This is a genomic window from Mucilaginibacter sp. GW822-FHT03E02 (assembly GCF_058801545.1).
Window position 1 is genome coordinate 4,744,778 of record NZ_JBXANJ010000001.1, and the last position, 17,948, is coordinate 4,762,725.

The 17,948-nt window shown below is 42.9% G+C and carries 9 protein-coding genes; 6 read left to right on the forward strand and 3 right to left on the reverse strand.

Features of this window, described 5'->3' with window-relative positions:
* The first annotated feature begins 569 nt into the window (after nucleotides 1-569).
* The 5 genes from AC1RM2_RS19760 to AC1RM2_RS19780 all read left to right on the forward strand — a co-directional run bounded on the left by AC1RM2_RS19760 (nucleotide 570) and on the right by AC1RM2_RS19780 (nucleotide 11,709).
* Nucleotides 570-3,929 carry a TonB-dependent receptor gene (locus AC1RM2_RS19760; RefSeq protein ID WP_492986880.1) on the forward strand — a complete coding sequence of 1,120 codons (3,360 nt, stop codon included), beginning with the start codon at nucleotides 570-572 and terminating at the stop codon, nucleotides 3,927-3,929.
* 56 nt (nucleotides 3,930-3,985) lie between these two features.
* Nucleotides 3,986-5,872, forward strand: a complete 1,887-nt coding sequence (locus AC1RM2_RS19765) for a RagB/SusD family nutrient uptake outer membrane protein (protein WP_492986881.1) — start codon at nucleotides 3,986-3,988, stop codon at nucleotides 5,870-5,872.
* A 42-nt stretch (nucleotides 5,873-5,914) separates the two neighbouring features.
* On the forward strand, nucleotides 5,915-7,099 hold the full coding sequence (locus AC1RM2_RS19770; protein ID WP_492986882.1) for a DUF5000 domain-containing lipoprotein: 1,185 nt from the start codon (nucleotides 5,915-5,917) through the stop codon (nucleotides 7,097-7,099).
* Nucleotides 7,100-7,132: 33 nt separating this feature from the next.
* Nucleotides 7,133-8,245: a DUF4998 domain-containing protein gene (locus AC1RM2_RS19775; RefSeq protein WP_492986883.1), complete on the forward strand. Its 1,113-nt coding sequence runs from the start codon at nucleotides 7,133-7,135 to the stop codon at nucleotides 8,243-8,245.
* A 212-nt stretch (nucleotides 8,246-8,457) separates the two neighbouring features.
* On the forward strand, nucleotides 8,458-11,709 hold the full coding sequence (locus AC1RM2_RS19780; protein WP_492986884.1) for a glycosyl hydrolase: 3,252 nt from the start codon (nucleotides 8,458-8,460) through the stop codon (nucleotides 11,707-11,709).
* A 259-nt stretch (nucleotides 11,710-11,968) separates the two neighbouring features.
* On the opposite strand, the gene AC1RM2_RS19785 is transcribed toward AC1RM2_RS19780, so the two are convergent.
* From AC1RM2_RS19785 to AC1RM2_RS19795, 3 genes are all read right to left on the reverse strand, one after another.
* Nucleotides 11,969-13,435, reverse strand: a complete 1,467-nt coding sequence (locus AC1RM2_RS19785) for a GH39 family glycosyl hydrolase (protein WP_492986885.1) — start codon at nucleotides 13,433-13,435, stop codon at nucleotides 11,969-11,971.
* Between the two features lie 100 nt (nucleotides 13,436-13,535).
* Entirely contained in the window at nucleotides 13,536-15,014 is a 1,479-nt protein-coding gene (locus AC1RM2_RS19790) for a family 43 glycosylhydrolase (RefSeq protein WP_492986886.1), read from the reverse strand.
* An 80-nt stretch (nucleotides 15,015-15,094) separates the two neighbouring features.
* A complete protein-coding gene (locus AC1RM2_RS19795) occupies nucleotides 15,095-15,973 on the reverse strand; it encodes an AraC family transcriptional regulator (protein WP_492986887.1) in 879 nt (292 codons plus the stop codon).
* Nucleotides 15,974-16,385: 412 nt separating this feature from the next.
* Here AC1RM2_RS19795 and AC1RM2_RS19800 point away from each other — a divergent pair, with 412 nt between their 5' ends.
* Entirely contained in the window at nucleotides 16,386-17,828 is a 1,443-nt protein-coding gene (locus AC1RM2_RS19800; protein ID WP_492986888.1) for an arabinose isomerase, read from the forward strand.
* Nucleotides 17,829-17,948: the final 120 nt, after the last annotated feature.

Consider the following 17,948-nt stretch of genomic DNA (forward strand, 5'->3'; position numbering starts at 1 on the left):
ATTTTCCGCCAATCATTTACCCACAACCTTAAATACTAACTATAACAGCTATAGTTGTTGATCGCCGTTATTTAAAAAACAATTTCTTTAATCCCAATCTATCTGGTCCGAATGAATCACTTCGATGATCTTATATTACTATGCTTATGCTCTATTTATAAGGTTCAGGTTAATATTGAGTGTGATAGTTTATTAATAATAAATTGATCCCCCCCTTTTATCCGCCATCCCCGTCTTTACAATAACCAATACCTAAATGAGCTGTGTGGTGTGCCGTTTTGTTAAAATAACACGGTTGCCAGGAAGCTATAAATGGGTTTTCAATAAAAGAAAACAATAACCAGCCTAAGAAAATGAAAGGAGAAGGACTATGAATTAACCTTACTAAGCCTCAAGGTAAAAACAAAACCAGGGATGCTTGCGACAACCCTGGTCAACGTTGGCCTATTGAAATCATTCCCGTTATAGAAACAACTTTCATTTCATAAACCTAATTCCAAATGTATAAAACTTATACGGCATTTTGTTGCGGCATAAATTCCCGCGTAATGCTCCAATTCATCAAGATAATGAAGCTTACCATTATTTTAATAATTGCCACTCTGCTACAGGTTAGTGCTGCCAGTTACGGGCAAAAAGTAAACCTGGCAGTAAAGGGGGCAACGCTTGAAAATGTTTTAAAGGAGATAAAGGCACAAACAGGCTTAAATCTGCTTTACAATCCCAATGTTCTTAAAGAAACCAAATTGATCAGCCTCGATCTAAAAAATGCAGCTGTTGATGATGTGCTGCAAAAATGTTTCGACGGGCAACCCGTTACCTACCTCATTGAGCGAAAAACCATTATTGTTAAAATGAAGCCCCCGACGGCAGTGTTTGACGAAGTAAAGGACGAAAATCAAAAAGTTACGGTAACCGGAACAGTGAGGGATTCGCTTGGCACCTTGCCTGGTGTAACCATCAAGATAAAGGGCACCGGTTTAGGAACAAAAACCGATGAGAACGGAAAGTTTGTGCTGGATATACCCAATGATAATGCGGTACTGGTATTTTCTTTTGTTAGCTATATTACGCAGGAAGTGCCTGTAGATGGAAAAACCGTCATCAATGTATTGCTAAAATCCAATAAGAATTCAATAAGCGAGGTGGTTGTAGTGGCCTTTGGTACACAAAAGAAAACCGATTTGGTTGGCTCGGTTACTTCCATTAAACTATCCGAGCTTAAAATTCCATCAAGCAACCTTACAACAGCGTTGGCGGGCCGCGCCGCAGGGCTTATTGCTTTTCAGCGGGGTGGCGAACCTGGCAAGGATAATGCGGATTTCTTTATCCGTGGTGTTACCACCTTTGGTTACAAAAACAATCCCTTAATACTTATTGATGGGATGGAACTAAGCACAACAGATCTGGCCCGCTTACAACCAGACGATATTGCCAGTTTTTCTATCCTGAAAGATGCCACATCAACTGCTGTATACGGCGCACGCGGGGCCAACGGTGTAATTTTGGTAACCACCAAGCAAGGTAAAGTAGGTAAAGCACAAATAGCTTTCCGGTTAGAAAACTCCATTTCAACTTCGGTACGGGATATCGAAATGGCCGATCCGGTTACTTATATGAAACAATCCAATGAAGCGATATTAACGCGTAACCCATTGGGCATAACCCTTTACAGCGACGAGAAGATAGCAAATACTGCGGCCGGGTTAAATCCTATAATTTATCCTGCCAACAATTGGAAGAAGCAGGTTTTTAAAGATTATACCATGAACCAGCGCGCCAACCTGAATGTAAGCGGTGGCGGTGATGTTGCAAAATATTTTGTTTCGGGATCTGTAAACAGGGACAACGGTATGTTGAAAGTTGATCACCGGAACAATTTTAATAATAATATTGATTTAACAAGTTACTCGCTTAGATCCAACATTACCATAAACCTAACTAAAACAACGGAGATGATTGTCCGTTTGAGCGGCAATTTCGACGATTACACCGGCCCTTTGGATGGCGGAGCGGAAATGTACAGAAAAGTTATGCGCTCCAATCCTGTGCTATTCCCTCAATATTACCCGGTAGACGCTGATCATGCGTTTGTTAAACACATCATGTACGGAAATTATGACCAGGGTGGCTATACCAATCCCTACGCAGATTTGACCAAAGGGTATATGAACTATTCCCGATCACTGATGCTGGCACAGTTAGAGGCCAAGCAGGATCTGTCTGGCTTTATCGACGGGCTTTCCTTAAGTGCCATGATGAACATTAACCGCACATCATATTTTGATGTCAGGCGGTCATACAATCCTTATTTTTATTCGCTTACCGGGTATGATCCTGTTGCTAATACCTATTCAATAAGAAATATTAACGAACCCACCGCAACAGAATACCTTGACTACAACCAGGGAGGTAAAGATCTGAATTCTACCTTCTATGCGCAATCCATGTTAAGTTATAACCATCAGTTTAAAAAGCACGGCTTTAGTGGTTTGCTGGTATATATGATACAAAATAATATCAGTGCAAATGCTCCTGATCTGCAGCAATCTCTTCCCTTCAGAAACGTAGGAGTATCAGGAAGGGCAACTTACAATTACGATAGCCGCTATTATTTGGAGTATAACTTTGGTTATAACGGATCTGAAAGATTTTCTCAAAAACACAGGTTTGGATATTTTCCATCTGCCGGTGTTGCCTGGAGTATATTCAATGAAAAATTCTTCGAGAATATTAAACCCGTTGTTAACAATCTTAGGTTGAGGGCCACTTACGGGTTTATCGGAAACGATGCTATCGGTTCGCCGTCAGATCGTTTCTTTTACCTCTCTAATGTGGATATGAACGCCAATTACCGGGGGGCTACTTTTGGAAACGGCCAGGGGGCAGGCACTTATTTAAACGGTGTAAACATATCCAGGTACGCCAATGACGACATTACCTGGGAAAAATCGACAAAAACAAACCTTGCGCTTGAAATAGGGCTTTTTAACAAGCTAAAGATAAACGCCGAGATATACTCCGAAAAGCGTAAAAACATCCTGATGTCGCGTGCGTCAATTCCTGTTACCATGGGTTTAACTGCTGATGTACGCTCAAACGTAGGCGAAGCTGCAGGGAAAGGAACTGATATTTCGATAGATTACCAGGACAATATAGGAAAAGACTTTTGGTTTTCGGCAACCGGAAACTTTACTTATGCCAGGAGCAAGTATACCGTTTACGAAGAGCCGGTTTATGACGAAAAATATCGCAGCCGTATAGGGAATCCTATTTTTCAGGAATACGGATACATTGCAGAGCGGCTATTTGTTGACGATGCAGAAGCCCTGAATTCGCCGAAACAAAACTTTGGCCCTTACGGCGGTGGAGATATAAAGTATACCGATGTAAACCGCGATGGTCAAATTACAGATGCAGATCGTGTTCCTATCGGCAATCCACGATTACCTGAAATTGTTTATGGGTTTGGATTTTCTATGGGGTATAAAAATTTTGATTTTTCGGCTTTCTTCCAGGGGTTGGCCAATGAATCATTTTGGATTGATGCCAACAGTACATCACCGTTTAATAACCAGACACAATTATTAAAAGCCTATGCTGATAGTCACTGGTCTGAAGATTCACGTAATGTTTATGCGCTTTGGCCAAGGTTAAGCCCGGATATTAACAATAACAACAACCAAACCAGTACCTGGTTTATGCGCGACGGTTCGTTTTTACGCCTGAAGCAGGTTGAACTTGGGTATAAGATCCCTCAAAGTTTGCAGAAGAGTTTGCACCTCTCCAACTTCAGGATCTATGTGAACGCAACTAACCTGCTTAATTTCAGCAAGTTTAAATTATGGGATGTAGAAATGGGTGGCGATGGCCTTGGCTATCCTATTCAGCGCGTGTTTAATATTGGTTTAAACGTATCAATAAGGTAAATACCGCATTAGGGCGCAATTAATTTATACCAGTTAAATTCATAAACACACATATTATGAGAAAATATATTGTAACAGGAACTTATGCATTGCTCTTTTTAGCTGTATTAACTTCCTGCAAAAAGTTTTTAGATGTAGTTCCGGATAACGTGGCCACCATAGATAACGCCTTTACCATGCGTACCCAGGCTATGAAGTTTTTATTTACTTGCTACTCCTTTATGCCCAAAAATGGCCAGTTAGGCGATGACCCGGCGATGGTTGGGGGCGATGAGCTATGGGAAATTCCTGAAAGGGGCGCCTATTTAGATATGGCCAAAGGCTTTCAGAGTAAGGTTGGCCCGCTGGGCGATAGGTTTCAGCCAATGTACCAGGCCATCAGGGATTGCAATATTTTCCTTGAAAATATTGGGAAAGTACCCGATATGCAGGAAACAGAAAGAAGACGATGGATTTCGGAAGTGAAATTTCTTAAAGCCTATTATCATTTTATCCTGGTGCGGATGTATGGGCCTATTCCGCTCATCAAAACTAACCTGCCTATATCGGCAGATGTGAACCAGGTAAAAGTAGTTCGTGATCCTGCAGATTCTTGCTTTAGTTACATCGCAAAGCTGCTTGACGAAGCAGCACCGGGGCTGCCCTTAACAATCATCAGCCCGACTACCGAGGCAGGGCGCATTACGCGGCCCATCGCATTATCCTTAAAAGCAAAGGTATTGGTTACCGCAGCCAGCCCTTTATTTAATGGTAACACCGATCAGAGCAGTTTAAAAAACCTGGACGGGACGCCACTATTTAATACCAATTATTCAAAAGTAAAATGGGATTCGGCAGCTACTGCCTGCAAAAGGGCTATAGATGTGTGCGAATCTGCCGGTATAAAACTGTATGTCTATAACCCGGCCTTTCAACAATTTACCCTTACGGATACTATTAAAACGCAGCTAAGTATCAGAAATGCCGTTACCGAGAAATGGAACAGCGAGATTATCTGGGCTAATACCCAATCAAATACGGCCGATTTACAACGGTTGATATCAAGCTGGTGGGACCCCTTATACCTTGACGGCGTTATTACAAGGGGAGAACTTTCGCCTCCTTTAAAAATTGCCGAATTGTTTTATACCGCTAATGGTGTACCCATTGATGAGGATAAAACCTGGGATTATAACGGGCGGTATGGTTTACGCACTGCAGGGGATGCCGATAAGTTGTACATACGGAAAGGTTATACCACCGCCGGGCTGCATTTTAACAGGGAGCCACGGTTTTACGCAGACCTTGGCTTTGATGGCGGCGTATACTATGGCCAGGGACGCTTTGACGATAAAAAATATATGGACCTATTTTACCTGGAGGGGAAATTTAAACAACGGGATGGTAAAGGCAAATACGGTTATAATACGGTAACCGGCTACAACCTTAAAAAACTGATAAATTTTCAAAATACAATCAACTCATCTAACGATTACTCGGTTATTGATTATCCTTATCCTATAATGCGTTTATCTGATTTGTATTTGCTTTATGCTGAAGCGTTGAATGAGTCGGGAGGGCCGTCGCCTGAGGTAAATAAATATATCGACCTGGTTAGGAAACGCGCCGGTTTAGGTACCGTTGCATCATCATGGACCAACTACTCTACCAATCCGGTAAAATTCCAGAACCAGGATGGTATGCGCGCCATTATTCACCAGGAACGCCTTATCGAACTATCTTTCGAATCGCAACGGTTGTGGGATCTGCGCCGGTGGAAAGAATCATCCAAAGAGTTAAATAACTCCATTAAAGGCTGGGATCTATCGCAAACAACCCCCATATCCTACTACCGCATCACTGTGCTTTTTAACCAAACGTTTGGGGCAAAAGACTACTTCTGGCCTATTGCGGAAGGTAACATGACCGCTAACAGGAATTTAGTTCAAAACTTAGGTTGGTAAAAATATCATTTACAGGTTGATCACATAATTAAAACAGTAAAAATGAAAAAAATATATTTTATAGGAGGGTTGCTCGTCGCCCTTTTATGGTACAGTTGTTCAAAAGAAGGAAGATTAGACTTTGTAGATTCAAACTTACCTGCTCCTGCGCAAATCAGCGCGGTAAAGGTTGATGCAACTCCCGGGGGAGGTATACTAACCTATACGCTTCCGTCCGACCCTAACCTGGCTTACGTAAAGGCTGTATATGAAATACAACCGGGTGTTTTCAGGGAGGCAAAATCATCAAGATATACAGATACATTGCGTTTGGTAGGTTTTGGTGATACATTGAAACATGCGGTAAAGGTTTATAGTGTGGGCAACAATGAAAAGGAATCAGCTCCTATTTCAGTTGATGTAACGCCAAAAACACCGCCCGTTAAATCAGTATTTAAAACTTCGAATTTTTCGGAAACATTTGGCGGCGTAAGCGTCTCCTTTAAAAACCCGGATAAGGCAGATTTGGCAATTGTGGTATTAAGGGATACCACCGGCAATAACAACTGGGTAACCGTGCGCACGTTTTATACAGCCGCCACCGCCGGTAATTTTGCCGCCCGTGGCTTTGAATCAAAACCTCAAAAATTTGCGGTGTTTATACGCGATCGCTGGAATAATAAATCAGACACGCTGGTTAAAACACTGACCCCTAAATTCGAGATCGAAATTCCGAAAAATACCTTTAGTAAATTGGTATTGCCAACCGACCAGACTGAACTTGCAGATCCGGGTTTTAACATCGAAAATATATGGAACGGATTGGCCGACAGGCGGATTTACGCTTCATCAAATGCCTCGTCGCTGCCGCAATGGATCACCATTGATTTGGGTAAAAAGGTGTTGATGAGCAGGTTTAAAATGTGGATGGAGCCCAATGACCATTGTTATACAGGATCGGGTTTAAAAAACTTTGAACTATGGGGATCAAATTCGCCCGATCCGGATGGCGGATGGACACAGTGGACCTTGCTGGGCAATTTTACAACATTTAAACCATCGGGCTTGCCGCTGGGCCAAAAAACCAACGAGGATATCAATTATGCTACCAACCTGGGTGCCGATTTTAATTTTGATGTGCAGCCGCCCGCAGCACGTTACCTGCGTTTAAAATCGCTGGAAACATACAGCAGTCCGGGCCAGGTGGTAATCATGGAGATGACGTTTTTTGGCCAGATAGTACAATAGGTATTTTACTTAATTAATCGTAAAAATCATATAATGAAAAAGATATTGCATATCGGACTAATAGTATTCATTACTATTTGTGTTTTTGCAGCTTGTACCAAAATGGATGCAACCTACAAACAATTTGTAGTTCCGGGTGGATTAACCTACACCGGGAAAGCTACTGCACCAAAAGCTTACTCTGGCCTTAACAGGATAAAGATAGCGTGGCTAAGGGGATCGGACCCAACGGTAATAAAAGCCAAAATTTTCTGGAATAATTTTAAGGATTCTTTGTCTGTTGATATCCCGCCTGCAGGGGATACCGTAAGCGCGATGATCAACAACCTTGACGAAAAAAGCTATACGTTTGTTATCCGTACCTATGACGGGAAGGGGAATTCATCCATACCTGTCGAGGTAGTAGGCGGCTCTTATGGCGTTAAATACCAGGCACAACTGTTAACCAGGCCTGTAAATTCAACGGTTTTAAATGCTAAAGGTAAGCTTACCATCAATTGGGGCGGCGCCGATGTATCAAACGGCGCTTTTGCATCAGAAGTTAAGTACACAGACGTTGCCGGTAATGTGAAATCACAGGTATTTTCGGTGGACCAGAAAACCTCTGAAATTACCGATATTAAACCCAATACAAATTATAAGTTCAGGACAATATTTAAACCCGATTCGCTGAGTATCGACAATTTTTACACCGGTTATTCAGATGGAGGATTATTTGCATTTGACAAAAAAGACTGGAAGATCATTGATTATTCAACGCAGCACTCAGCAGGAGATAATGCGGTAACCAATTTTATTGACGGTACCGACGCAACACGCTGGCATACCTGCGCCGGGTGTTCAAGCTACCCGCATTTTGCAACAATAGACATGGGGATAGAAAGAACAATTACCCAATTTGGCGTTTGGCGTACCACTTTTGAAAACGGGGGTGACGACCGTGGGCCAGATAAATTTCAGTTTTTTACCAGCACCGATAACACAAACTGGGTAAACCAGGGCACGTTTAATTTTAACCGTTTAATTAATGGCGAACAACGGTATTTGACCCCTAATAATCCAAGGGCAAGGTATTTTAAATTTGTTGGCATAAGCGGCCCGCTAAGCTATATGGTAATGGGAGAAATAAGCACGTATGGTTTGTAGTTAGCCACTGAAAAACACTGTAATTTGACAAAATTTAAAAGAATGTTATTGGTTAACAAGGCATGACGTTGGTTGTTTATTGAGAATAACCGCATGCACGGAAGTCGCAGGAGAAACCCTGCGCTTCTTTTTTTGGAGCTATTCACGTAAAATCGGTACAATACATCAACATTAAATAACCGAAAGTCGCCAGTTATATTTATAAAAAACTTATGACGATATCAATAAAAAGTAGCCTGTCGCTGCTCTTGCTTTTTTTCATCACCCAGGTAACCAAAGGTCAAAATGCTAATAGCATTACTCCGCCCAGGTCAACAAAGTTTGATGCAATTGAAAAAGATTTTAAAATGATTCCGGATTCTATACAGACCAGTGTTTACTGGTATTGGTTGTCGGGTAATGTTTCAAAAACCGGGGTGGTGAAAGACCTGGAGGCCATGAAAAAGGTGGGCATTAACAGGGCATTTTTAGGCGATATTGGTTTAAACGACGTGCCTTACGGGGAGGTTAAATTTCTTTCGGATGAGTGGTGGGATATTTTACATACAGCACTTAAAACGGCAGCGCGTTTAAATATAAAAATTGGGCTGTTCAACGGACCGGGATGGAGCCAGGCCGGCGGGCCGTGGGTTAAACCGGGGCAAAGTATGCGCTATTTAACATCATCGGAAGTATTGGTAAAGGGGCCTTTACTTTATAACAAGCAGTTGCCTGTATCTCAATCAAACTTTCAGGATGTAAAGGTTCTGGCTTATCCTGTTCCGGCCGATTATGGCGCAGATATCAGCGAAGTAAAACCCCGGCTATCGTCAGTACAAGGGATCGATTCGCTGAACAACCTGATGGATAATAACCTGGCTACCGGGGTTCATTTTAAACAGGGCCAGCAACTGTCGATAGATATCAATACGCAAAAGCCATACACCGTGCGCAGTATAACCATCTCCACAACGCATCAGCCGGTTTATCTGGAAGGAGATATACAGGTGAAAACGAAGGGTGAATATATTACTGTTAAGCATTTTATTATCGACAGGCGAAGCCCGGCGTTAAACTTTGGTTTTTTGCCCTGGGCCAAATCGGCAATTTCCATACCGGCAACTACTGCTACAGGTTTTAGATTATTGTTCACCAACATCTCCGGTAATTCGGGCATAACAGAATTGAAAATGTCGCCAACGGCGGTGGTTGATAGTTATATGGAAAAAACGCTGGCCAAAGCCTGGCAAACCGAAGACCTTACCTGGAATGCCTATCTCTGGAATCTGCAACCGAATGAGCAATCAAAATATATTATAAACCAGGCGCAGGTGATAGATGTTTCAAAATACATGGCTGCCGATGGTACGCTTAACTGGCAGGTGCCTGCCGGCAACTGGATAATTGAACGCACCGGAATGGTGCCCACCAACATGCACAACGTGCCTGCAACGCCCGAGGCAACGGGCTTTGAAACAGACAAAATGAGTAGCCGGCACATTAATGAACATTTTGATAATTATGTGGGTCAGGTATTAAAGCGTATTCCGCCAGAAGATCGTAAAACCCTTACCGTGGTAGTGGCCGATAGTTACGAAACGGGCAGCCAAAACTGGACCGATTTGCTGTTACAGGAATTTAAACAGAAGTACAATTATGATGCTACTCCATTTATACCGGTTTTACAGGGTAAAGTGGTTGGCAGCGCTGTGATGTCTGACCGTTTTTTGTGGGATCTTAGGCGACTAATAGCAGATGATGCTGCTTTTAAATACGTGGGCGGCCTTACCAGGAAAAGTCATGAGCATGGGCTTACCACCTGGCTTGAACCATACGGTTATTTTGGGTTTCCGGCTGAGTTTTTACAATACGGAGGCCAGTCGGACGAAGTGGCGGGCGAATTTTGGCTTGACGGGCGTTTGGGTATGTTTGAAAACCGGGCGGCCTCTTCGGTTGCGCACATTTATGGCAAGGTTAAAGTATCTGCCGAATCATTTACTTCGGCGGGGGCTCCCTGGCGCAAGTACCCCGGAAATTTAAAGGCACGCGGTGACCGCTTTTTTACTGACGGCATAAATAACACCTTGCTGCATGTTTTTATACACCAGCCCGAGGATGACCCGAAACCGGGTATCAGTGCCTGGTTTGGCACTGAGTTTAACCGGGGGAATACATGGTTTTTTGATATGGATGTATTTTTAAAATATTTAAAGCGGTGCAATTTTATGTTGCAGCAAGGCCAATATGCAGCTGATGCCGCCTACTTTATAGGCGAGGATGCCCCAAGGATAATGGGAGTCACAGATCCCGAATTGCCTAAGGGCTATTCATTTGATTATATTAACGGCGACGTGATAAAGGGGAGTCTTTCGGTAAAAAATGGAAAGCTCAGCTTGCCGAACGGGATAAGCTACAGCATTTTGGTTATGCCTAAGCTTAGCACCATTCGCCCGGAGTTATTGGCTAAGATAAGGGAGTTGGTGCGCAACGGAGCTGTGATATTGGGGCCGAAACCGGAAAGGTCGCCAAGTTTGCAGGGCTATCCACAAGCAGATAAACAGGTAAAGTTAATGGCAGCTGAGTTGTGGGGTAATATTAATGGTACAACAAATAAGGTAAATCATTATGGCAAAGGCCTTGTAATTAGCGGCATGGATATGCAGGAAGCCTTGAACCTGATAGGGGTTGTCCCGGATTTTAAAACAGAAAAGAACGACCCGGTATTGTTTATCCACAGGAAACTGAACAATGGATCGGTTTATTTTATATCGAACCAAAAAAATGAAACGATTACCATTGCCGCCCAGTTTAGGGTAACCGGCAAAAAGCCCGAACTTTGGGATGCCGTGACTGGCACCGTACGCAATTTGCCATCATTCCATTCAACAGCAACCCATACCACCATACCTTTAAAGCTTGCGGCCAATGAAAGTGCCTTTGTTATTTTCAGGAAAGATGGGGCAGGCGGCGATACAACAAGATCAAACTACCCTGAGCCTAAGCAAAGCATAGGTATAGCAACACCATGGGCCGTAACATTTGATAATACCATGGGTGGGCCCGCAAAACCGGTAACATTCGGTACGTTAACCGATTGGTCGCTTAATGCAAATGATAGCGTCAAATACTATTCGGGTGCTGCATACTATCGAAACACCATCAACATAGATAAGATTCAAAGCGGTACAAACTATGTAATTGACCTTGGCCTTGCCCGGGATATAGCCAAAATAACAGTAAACGGTATTGAAGTGGGTGGCGCATGGACACCGCCATACCGTTTGGATATTACAAAAGCATTGCGGCCGGGCAAAAATCAGCTGCAAATTAAAATTGTGAATACCTGGGTAAACCGTTTGTTGGGCGATGCCAAATTACCTGCCGATAAAAGGAAAACAGCAGCCTTGTTTGGACCAGATGCGGGAAAGGGTTTGGAACCATCGGGATTACTGGGCCCAGTAACAGTTAATATGTATACCTATTAATTAGGCGTATATTTACCTGTAAGCAATGCAGAATTACCAAAAATATCTGAATGTAGGGCCGGCCGAAAAAAACTGGGGCTTTTATTTGAATAAGTGCGCTTAAAAGGCCTACTATTTGAGTGTTAACTAAATGGGATTTTGGGCATGTACGGTTCGGGGCCAAACTCAGTGGTTATGGGTAATATATCCCGACCGATGTGGGTGTTGTTTAAAACTATTTGGTCCCACCAGGTAAGGAAGTTGTTAAGTGCGTAAGCAATTAGTTACCAAGTGTAATCACCTTAACAGCAAATGCTTTCATCTCTGTTTCTTCGCCATTGATAGTTGCTACAGGTGCTTCATTATCGCCAGATTCCATATCTATGGCGCTCACCTTAGCCCCCTTGAAATCTGCAGGTAGTTTTACGTTGATTGCCCTGTTCCTTTTATTTAAAAGCAATACCTTTTTTACCCCTTGCGTTACAAAGCCTTGTGCTAAAATATCATCGCCATTATTGTCGTCCAAAAATGTTTTAACCAGTTTACTGCCGGGCGTAAAATTGTCTTTAATCAATTTTAATACCCAATACCGCGCATTGGGCTTATTGTTTTGGTAATTTATCATACTCACATCCGGGAATTGTGTTGGAAAACCAACCAATTGCGATTCGCCAATGATATCGATACCTGCTTTTGAGAGCTCGATAAAAAAATAAGCATACACACTTGCCGATAGGTTCCAATAAGCAGGGGTTATTGGTTGGTTGCGCATTTCGTCGCTTACAAACGTGCCCAGTTCATTGATATCGGTTTTGGTATTGGGCGCAAGGCGTTTACGAATGTTTTCGATATAACTAACGGTATTCACAAAGCTTTCGGCCTTATCAAAAACAGAATATTCGTAAGCATCGAATTTTTGCCTGCTATTGGCATTTGCGTAGCAATGGTATGATATTAAATCAATTGGGATACCTGGTTTATGGTTAGCCGGATTAAGGAAATATTCAAACCATCCGGGTTTTACATAGGCAAGGGCCATCCCTACAAATTTTGCTTTGGGCAATACCCCCCTGATGGCTGTAACCATAGCATCATAAATTTTGGTATACGTTTGCGGCGACATGTTATGCTCAAGGTCGGGTTCATTCAATACCTCCCAGTAAGGTATTTGATAATGATAGCCAGATTTGTGGTATTTTCCTAATTCGTCGGTAAATCCGCCTTTGGTGTACCAGCTTATTAATCGTACATAATAATCTGTTAATTCTTTCATTGTTGTATCGCGCAATTCGGTACCACCGGCATAACCCCAGCCAACCTGGTTAGGGTCGTCAGGATAAGTAACAGGCTGATTGGTTTTAAACATCCACTGGGGGATTGTACTAAAGTTGATGATTACAGGATGACCCTTTGTTGCTTCCAAAAAATCGATGGTCATGGGGTCTATTAAACTAAAATCCCATGAGGTGGTTTTTTCAGGGGCCTTCAGTTCGGCTACAGCAAGCTTAGGGTAAGGAAACCACGGCACATATCGTACATAATCTGCCCCAAGATTTTTAAGCGCATTGAGGGCACCTTGGCGCATAGCCCCCTGGGGACGCAACATGGGGTTGCCAACAACCTGCAGCGTTGGGGTCGATTTAGATATCATCACATTTTCATCCCATCCAATTCTAAGCTGTGGCGTTTGCGCCTTACAAATCAAGACACCAAATAAAATCGATATAATTATAGGTACTGTTTTCATTTTATTTTCAATTACGTTTTGTTTTAACGTTTACAAACCAAATTACCTCCTCAATAATAAATTATATCAGTTGCGAATAGGCCCGGCAAGGCGGCAGCCGCTATTTTGAAACTATTGTTTTTGAGAACAAAAAGCGTTTCGATGGTTTTACATTGTCTTCTACATAGTACTCCAGTCCATAGGTCCCTTTAGTTGCCCCGGTGCCAACTGTAATCAAGTAACGCTTTCCTTTTTGTACCCGGATTTCCGGGCGAATAAGGGTGTTTTTTGGAGACCAGCTGATACTGTCAGCAGCGATATTTGCCGAGTATAAGCGCTTGCCTGCCGCATTTTTTATCTCAATTAATAAGCCATCAGTTGGGTGTTGATTTTTAAAACATGATATCGTCAGTTGTCTTAAAATGCCGTCTTTGATGGCAATAAAAGTCTGGCTGCGCTTAGTTGTACTGTCAATATCGCAAACCGGCGCCAGCTCGGTTACCGCGGTGTTTTTATGGTTTGTTTTTTTTGCCCATGAATAAATGCTAAATGTTTTGCTGCATTCCATTTTGTTGATAGCGCCATGGGCATCGAATGTTAATGGCGACCAATAATAATTGGCCAACGATTCGTTTTTAGCGCCGTTGTTCCACAGGTCGCTGCCGAAAAGAAAAACCTCGCCCGATTTTAATTTGATGGACGATACAAACGACGGCTGGCCGCCGCATGAGTTATCGCTGATCCTCGTCCCTTCAGACCACGGGCCCATAGGCGATGGGGCGGTACGATAAGATGCACCCGTTCCGGAGCAGTAGCCGCAGTTTGGATCTGAATATACCAGGTAATAGATGCCCTTCCTTTTAAATAAAGATGGTGCTTCCGTTTCGCCCGGAGTGATGGCCCTGGTAACCTTGCCCGTGCCTGTCAAATAGTCGGCACTTAACTGCTCTACGGCAATTGCGCCCTTAGCCCGCCAATCTGTATAAGCCAGGTAAGCGGTACCGTCATCATCTACAAATGTATCGTGGTCGCCATTGTTTAGGCCGGCAACAGCGGCCTCACTATTTACGGCCAGTTTAGGTTCGGCTTGCTCAACAAAAGGGCCTGTTGGCTTGCTGCTTGTAAATACACGGTAACCCACCCTGTTATCATAAACGTTTATCCATAATACATACTTAGCGGTGCTTTTATTGTAAATAACATGTGGCCGAAAACAACCGTAGGTATTTCCGTCGCATCGCGTTTGCCAGATTTTGGTACTCGCATCAAAAAGCTCTCCCCGGTCTTGCCAGGTAATCAAATCTGTTGATGTATATACCTTAAAACCGCAAAATGGTGCTTCTTTATGTCCCCATTCAAATCCGCAGCCATAACTGGTTCCGTACAAGTAATATACTCCGTTAAAATAGGCTATTTCGCCATCGTGAGCGTCAATGGCATCACCAAGCTTGCTAAATTTTGTTACCTGGCCGCCCGCTTTGCCAAAGTTGGTTACTTCTGAAAGTTGCGTGTAGCCGCACAGCGGTAAAAGCAGGCAGCTAAAGGCAATACAAATAAAAGTTGCGACAGGCTTTTTATCAAAATAGTTAAAGAAGTTCATGTTGGGAATTTAATTGGGATTAGTAAGTACAGATCACTCGTGAAGGCTTGATTATCAATGGCGCTGGTTTAAGATTAAGCTTAGCCTGCCGCGCTTTTCCGGTAATCAGTAGGAGACAGGCCAGTTTTTTCTTTAAACAACTTGGCGAAGTAGAAATAGGATTCGAAATTTAATTTGAACGCGATTTCTTTTACAGACATGCCAGGTTCGTTTAGCAATTCCTTTGCCCGGTCAATCTTAAGTTGAATGTAATATTGACCGGGTGATAACCCGGTATAATTTTTAAAAACTTTCCTGAACCGCGAATAGCCTATATTTAATTGGGCGGCAGCTTCCTCCGGAGAAAAAGCTTCGGCGATATTGGCGCGAAATAATAACCGGGCCTGGTTTACAACAACTGCATTTTCTTCCGATTCAATAGCATATTGTTTGGTGATGGAATGACAGTAGCCCAGCAAATGCAGGGCAGCCCCGGATATTAACGGCTGATATCCTGAACTCTCATTTTTAGTTTTTTCAATTATCGAATTAAACAGGTTAAATACATTTTCATTAAACCCAATATATACACATGGCGTCTCGGGCTTAAAAAAACCTTTGTTAACAAGGTTATCCAGAATTTCGCCCTTTATCCCTATCCAGTATTCATCCCAACCGGTGTTGTCATCGGGTTTATACCGATGCCTTTCACCAGGAAAAAGAAAAATGAGCGTTCCTGCCTTTAAATCTTTCATCTTGCAATGATCCGATTCAAAAATGCCCTGCCCTTTTGTGATATAAATTACCTGGTATTCATTTAAAATCCGGCCATTTTCCCAGTTGAAATTGTGATGTGAGGGGTGCGTTTTTGACGGATAACAGCCGGCTGGTTCCACATGTGTGCAACCGGTGTTCAATACATATAACCCCCAGTTTTCATCGTCCTGGCTAACGGGCAAATATTTGTAATAATTGATCATCTCCTGATAATTAAGCAAATAAATGTAAATGGTAAAAGACTATAAAGTGGACTTGAGGCATACCGCCGGTTTATATGATGTGATAAAATTATCAAGATTTTTATTACATAATCCTTAAATGACATAAATGGTATATTAAATATCAAAATGTACATAAGCGCTTGTTTGGTAGCAGGTGTAGAGATGGGGGAGTCAAAAACTATATAACAATTATCAAATTATATATTTCCCGGCATGCCGAATCAGATACATTTGAATGCCAGTTAATATCAACCTTGTCCGAAACATACAAATTTTGCAATTAATAAAATTTCAGGGCATGTCGTAGCATAACGTGTTGAGTTTCGACAAATTGTTACTCACCACTAATCGAGCTTAAGCTAAAAATTCTATATAGTAAAAAATAAAAAGGATGACTGATAAAAAATACAAACCTGTACTTAAAGTTGGCTTGTTCGGTATAGGCTTGCAGGCATATTGGGAACAATTTGAAGGGCTTGAAAAACGCCTTGCGGGTTACATTGATTTGGTGGCCGGCAAACTAAGCGGCTATGGTGCCGAAATTGTAAACCTTGGGTTGGTAGATACCCCTGAAAAAGCATTTGAATCGGGCAGCCGTTTTCGGCGCGAGGAAGTAGATTTGATATTTTTATATGTTACCACTTATGCCCTATCATCTACTGTACTTCCTGTTGTAAGCAAGGTTAAAGTGCCGGTTATTGTACTAAACCTGGCCCCTGAGGCGGCCATTGATTATTCAACGTTCAACCAAATGAACAACCGCACCGCCATGACAGGCGAGTGGCTTGCCTTTTGTTCGGCTTGCCCGGTGCCCGAAATTGCCAACGTATTCAGGCGGTCAAATATTCCGTTTTACCAGGTTACCGGCATGTTGAACAACGATCCCGGTGTGTGGGATGAAGTAGAAGAATGGATAGCAGCTGCTAAAGTTGCCCATATGATGTACTACAACAGGATGGGAGTAATGGGTAATTATTATAGCGGCATGCTGGATATTTACGCAAACCTTACCCTGCAATGTGCAACGTTTGGCGGCCACATTGAAGTTATCGAGGTTGATGAGTTGTCTGGTTTGCGGCCAGGGGTTACCGAGCAGGAGACAAAGAAAAAAATTGAAGAGTTTTACTGCAGATTTGATGTACAGGCCGATTGCCCTGATGGTGAAATAAGCCGGGCAGCGGTAACCGCGGTAGCCCTTGATAAACTGGTTGAAAAGCACAGTTTGGGATCACTGGCTTATTACCACAAGGGCACCGGCAACGCGCAAAATGAAGATACCATGAGCTCGGTTATCCTGGGGACATCATTGCTTACGGCAAGCGGTATTCCGGTGGCCGGCGAATATGAAATAAAGAATGCACAGGCCATGAAGATTATGGACTGCTTTGGAGCAGGCGGCTCATTTACGGAATATTATGCCATGGATTTTACCGATGATGTGGTATTAATGGGCCACGATGGCCCTTGTCACCCGGCGATTGCTGAAGGCAGGATAAAGGTGAAGCCCTTGCAGGTTTATCATGGTAAGGTTGGCAGCGGATTATCGGTGGAGATGTCGGTAAAGCATGGTCCTGTTACCTTATTATCCGTTATTGAAACTGTTGACGGAAAGGTGCAGTTACTTATTGCCGAGGCCGAATCTGTTGCCGGCCCAATACTGGAAATTGGTAATACCAACAGCCGCTATAAATTTCCTATTGGGGCCAGGGGATTTGTTGAGGCCTGGAACTCGCATGGCCCTGCACACCATTGCGCCGTGGGCAAAGGGCATATTGCATCCAAAATTCAAAAATTAGCAAAACTACTAAATATACAGGCGGTTAAAGTGTGCTGATGAGTTTGGGGATGACAGGCAGTGAGCGATTATGCAGGTACATGACTTTTTCCATACTCGCGACCCTGTGAGATCAGCAGCCAGTATTTGCCCGACTAATAAGGGCGAGTGTATGCTAAT

Excerpts from the sequence above, each read along its gene's own strand:
- AC1RM2_RS19785 (WP_492986885.1), bottom strand. The coding sequence starts at position 13,435 with ATGAAAACAGTACCTATAATTATATCGATTTTATTTGGTGTCTTGATT.
- AC1RM2_RS19775 (WP_492986883.1), top strand. The coding sequence starts at position 7,133 with ATGAAAAAGATATTGCATATCGGACTAATAGTATTCATTACTATTTGT.
- AC1RM2_RS19795 (WP_492986887.1), bottom strand. The coding sequence starts at position 15,973 with ATGATCAATTATTACAAATATTTGCCCGTTAGCCAGGACGATGAAAAC.
- AC1RM2_RS19800 (WP_492986888.1), top strand. The coding sequence starts at position 16,386 with ATGACTGATAAAAAATACAAACCTGTACTTAAAGTTGGCTTGTTCGGT.
- AC1RM2_RS19760 (WP_492986880.1), top strand. The coding sequence starts at position 570 with ATGAAGCTTACCATTATTTTAATAATTGCCACTCTGCTACAGGTTAGT.
- AC1RM2_RS19765 (WP_492986881.1), top strand. The coding sequence starts at position 3,986 with ATGAGAAAATATATTGTAACAGGAACTTATGCATTGCTCTTTTTAGCT.
- AC1RM2_RS19780 (WP_492986884.1), top strand. The coding sequence starts at position 8,458 with ATGACGATATCAATAAAAAGTAGCCTGTCGCTGCTCTTGCTTTTTTTC.
- AC1RM2_RS19790 (WP_492986886.1), bottom strand. The coding sequence starts at position 15,014 with ATGAACTTCTTTAACTATTTTGATAAAAAGCCTGTCGCAACTTTTATT.
- AC1RM2_RS19770 (WP_492986882.1), top strand. The coding sequence starts at position 5,915 with ATGAAAAAAATATATTTTATAGGAGGGTTGCTCGTCGCCCTTTTATGG.